A 3,836-nucleotide genomic window follows, 5' to 3' on the forward strand; every position below is an offset into this window, starting at 1 on the left:
CCAGATGTGTCTGCCAATTGGCGGATTGATGAGCGAAAAAAATGCCGATGAAATAATGGAAGAACTGGATGTTATGAATGATGCAGCTAAGAACCTGGGATGTAATATGTCTGCTCCCTTTATGTCATTAAGCTTCATCTCTCTGCCCACCGTACCGGAATTGGGGCTTACTGATAAAGGACTGATAGATGTCATAAATCATAAATTAATTGATGTGGAAATTCTTTAAAAAGAACTTGTTTAAATACAGACTCTAACTAAAACAAATGATAAATGCAAAATGACTGTCTCACAAAAACTGTTTCCGGATTTTGTGCCCGTTATTTTGCATTTTTTGTTACTGTAGACACCCTTCGGATGCTCACAGTAACAGCATCTGCCCATTTAAAGTCGCCTTTGGCGAGGGGCCGATGCCCGAATGCTGCCTTTTTATTGGCTCCGATACCGTGCGGCCCTGTGTATGGCACGGTCTGAATGTAACCATTTTTTCTATATTATGGAAGAAGCCGTTAAAATGAATAGAAAATCCGGCCGGGTTGTAGTAAAATAATAATAATAATGTGCTTTAGCTAATAGTGTAATTTACACGGTACATAAACTTTCATTATGAAAAGGAGACAGGTTATGAGTGAAACCAGAGTTTTAGAAAATGAAGCGTTACGAATAGAAGTAAATGATTTTGGTGCTGAGCTTGCACGGGTATATGATAAGAACGCCGGCAGAGAGGCCTTATGGAATGCAGATCCCGCTTATTGGAACCGACACGCACCAGTACTCTTTCCCTTTGTAGGTGCACTTCAGGATGAACAGTATCAATATCATAATAAAAGCTATCGGATGGGACAACATGGATTTGCCAGAGACAGCGTATTTACAGTAGAAGAGCACCAGCCCAACCTCATTTGCCATAAACTAACCTGGACAGATGACAGCTTTAATAAGTACCCATTTAAGTTTTCCCTTTATATTACACATATTTTATCAGGAAATGAAATCAAAATCTGCTGGAAGGTAGTAAATGAGCAAGCAGAAGCCATGTATTTTGGAATCGGAGCCCACCCGGCTTTTCTTGCACCGGTTAAAGCGGGAGAGACGCAGGAGGATTATTATTTGAATTTGTATTCCGATAAAGAGAATTACACATGCCTGCGCATTAACGAAAATGGTCTGGCGCTCACAGAAAAACCGGAAATCTTTACCGCAAAGGATGGATTCTGCCCGCTGAAAAATGATCTGTTTAAGGACGGTGTATGGATTTTTGAACATGCACAGCTGCAAAAAGTAGGACTTGCATTACCGGATAAAACCCCTTATATAGAAATCAATTGTGAGGGATTCCCCTATGTGGGAATCTGGACAAAACCAGGTGCCCCCTTTGTATGCCTGGAGCCATGGTATGGCCGGACAGATGATGCAGGATTTAAAGGAAATATCCAGGATAAGTCCGGAATTCAAAAGTTAGATGCAGGCGAAACTTTTGAGGCGGATTACACCATAACCGTATGCGGCTAAATGTGACTCTGATCAGCGCTTGATATATGGATTTTGATAGCGTTCTCTATTAATTGTATTTTTGCCGCAATTGATGGCTTTTTGCGGACAATAATGCAGGCAGGCAAAACAATATTCACAGTTGTGATGCCATTCCGGTATCCCGTTTTCTATTGAAATATTGGATACCGGACAGATTTTCTTACATTTTCCACATCCGTTACACGTGGATTGGACGGTAAAGTTTTTGTCCATTTTCGCAATATCTCTATGCATAAAATTGTGGTAAACATTGAACAGCGGGTGATAAAATTTCGGTTTTAATTTTCGCCGGTTTCGTACATCGTCAGCGATTACTTTGATTTTTTGCCTTGCTGCATGGAAGAGCTTTTTTTGTTCTGCATTTGTCTCTGGTTTAAACATCGGTGTATAATTCTCCGGCATTTTAATTGCGTATTCCGCCTGAAGACAGACTCCCTTTGTTTTTAATATCTTTCGGATGAAGGGAAGGGCATTTCCAGTCATGTTTCCCATATTTGCCACTGCAAAGCAATAGGTTCCTTTTTGCATTTTTGCATTTGTCAGAAATTCACGTACAATGTGGGGCAAACCCAGAAAATATACGGGAAATACAACACCTGCGCATCCGCTCACCGAAGTTCCTTTTGCCAGTTCCGGGGTTATTTTTTCAGTTTTACAATCCGGAAGTATAGATGCCAGTTCTTCAGCAATCATCTGGCTGTTCCCGGTACCTGTAAAATAATAAATTGTGGTCATAAATTATCCTCCAATTTCTGTCACTATTCAAATGTAACACTTGTGTCATTTGTTGAAGTCGAGTATAATCAAATTACACATTTGTGTCAATAGTTTTGCCCCAGGTTACACAATGATCTATGGTTTGTGTCATTGTATTCTCAAGTCCATATCATCTGATTTATAGAAAAAGTATTGGATTAGGTAAACAGAAGAAAAGACAGAAAGGCTTGCAGATTGAACTGCAATGTAACAAGGTATAAAATGGAGAAAAGTAATAACCCGATCTCAATTCGATCACGTCAAATGATTACTAATGCGTTCATGCAATTATTGAAAGAAAAGTCATACGAAGAGATTACCGTAACAGATATTGCAGAACGTGCTCAGTTGGTTCGTAAAACTTTTTATAGGAATTTTACAGGAAAGGATGAAATTATTGAGTGCTATTTACAGGATATCTGCAAAAAATTTATCGGTGAACTTGAGAAAAAACAGATCTGCAGCTATTATGAATATGCCTTAATTGTATTCCGGTTTTGGAAACCATATGCGAAAATGCTGATCTTTCTAAATAAAAAGAATTTATTTGATTATTTTGAAAAAGCATTCGATAAAATCACGCCGTTGGCAAGTAATTTTTTCCCCTGTGAGGATATTGAGGAAACACGCTTTGAATATTACTGTCATCTCTATGTATGCGGCGGATTTCGCCAGATTCTGTATGAATGGCTTTTGCACGGAACCGTAGAAACACCGGAAACCATGGCTGATTATTTTAACCGCTTTCGCAGCGGCATTTTCTGACCAATTAATGGAACCGCTTTCAGAATAGGAAGGGAGCGCTGTTGTTATGAAAATAGTTCGGTCTTACCTTAAATTCATTTGTATTTTCTCAATTCTATTCTTGTTTTTAACGCAAGGCTTACATACAGAAGCAGCCCGTAACAAAACAACCATGTTTTCACACCGTACTTTCCAGGTAAAGTTTGGGACCAGCAACGAAATTCCTGTTTTTTATAGCTCTGCAAATTCCAGGACGCTGGGTCTTAAAAATGTATCAAAGCGTTATCGTTTCATAGTTTCCAGCTCTAAGAAAAAAGTGGCAGGTGTAAGCTATCGTAAAACACGTTTTCCGTACAGGCTTCCCTATATCAAACTTCAACAGGCCGGAAGAACACTCATTACCGTTAAAGTTTATAATACTAAAAATAAATTTATCGGAAAATACAGTTGCAGTTTAACGGTTCAGGCAAATAAAAAAGTGGCAGGGCTGCTGAAAAAAGCAAAAAGTAACACGATACTTGCGGTAGCCAACGTCCCCAATGTTGTTGTATACGCAAAACCTGTGGCATCGGGATCGGTACTCGGAACTTTCGAGCGAAATTCGGCTGTTTTAGTTGCCGCGTCCAAGCTCAACAGCAGCAAAACTACACTATGGATTCCGGTTTATATGCATCATATGACGGGTACGGACGGACAAAAGAAAATTGGCTATGTGCTTGCCACCCAGGTCAGCCTGGAAAGCGTGAAAACAAGTCGTTTTTCGGATGACAACCGCCGAAATCAGATATGCAGATTTGCAATGA

General features: G+C 39.6%; 5 protein-coding genes. 4 read left to right on the forward strand and 1 reads right to left on the reverse strand.

What is annotated here, in order from left to right:
- Nucleotides 1-229: adenine deaminase C-terminal domain-containing protein (locus tag ACH2DQ_RS21230; protein ID WP_395028234.1), on the forward strand; the 229-nt coding region annotated here is incomplete at its 5' end.
- A gap of 395 nt (nt 230-624) precedes the next feature.
- A complete protein-coding gene (locus ACH2DQ_RS21235; RefSeq protein WP_394911837.1) occupies nt 625-1,512 on the forward strand; it encodes an aldose 1-epimerase family protein in 888 nt (295 codons plus the stop codon).
- Nucleotides 1,513-1,524: 12 nt separating this feature from the next.
- Here the strand turns inward: ACH2DQ_RS21235 and ACH2DQ_RS21240 are convergent, their stop codons facing one another.
- The gene (locus ACH2DQ_RS21240; protein WP_394911838.1) at nt 1,525-2,268 is read right to left on the reverse strand and encodes an EFR1 family ferrodoxin; all 744 of its coding nucleotides are present in this window, start codon (nt 2,266-2,268) and stop codon (nt 1,525-1,527) included.
- Between the two features lie 243 nt (nt 2,269-2,511).
- On the opposite strand from ACH2DQ_RS21240, the gene ACH2DQ_RS21245 reads away from it, so the two are divergent.
- Both ACH2DQ_RS21245 and ACH2DQ_RS21250 read left to right on the forward strand, forming a co-directional pair.
- Nucleotides 2,512-3,054: a TetR/AcrR family transcriptional regulator gene (locus tag ACH2DQ_RS21245; protein ID WP_394911839.1), complete on the forward strand. Its 543-nt coding sequence runs from the start codon at nt 2,512-2,514 to the stop codon at nt 3,052-3,054.
- 46 nt (nt 3,055-3,100) lie between these two features.
- Nucleotides 3,101-3,836 (forward strand): hypothetical protein (locus ACH2DQ_RS21250; protein WP_395028236.1); only part of this gene is annotated, 736 nt, incomplete at its 3' end.

It is taken from the genome of Robinsoniella sp., assembly GCF_034124845.1.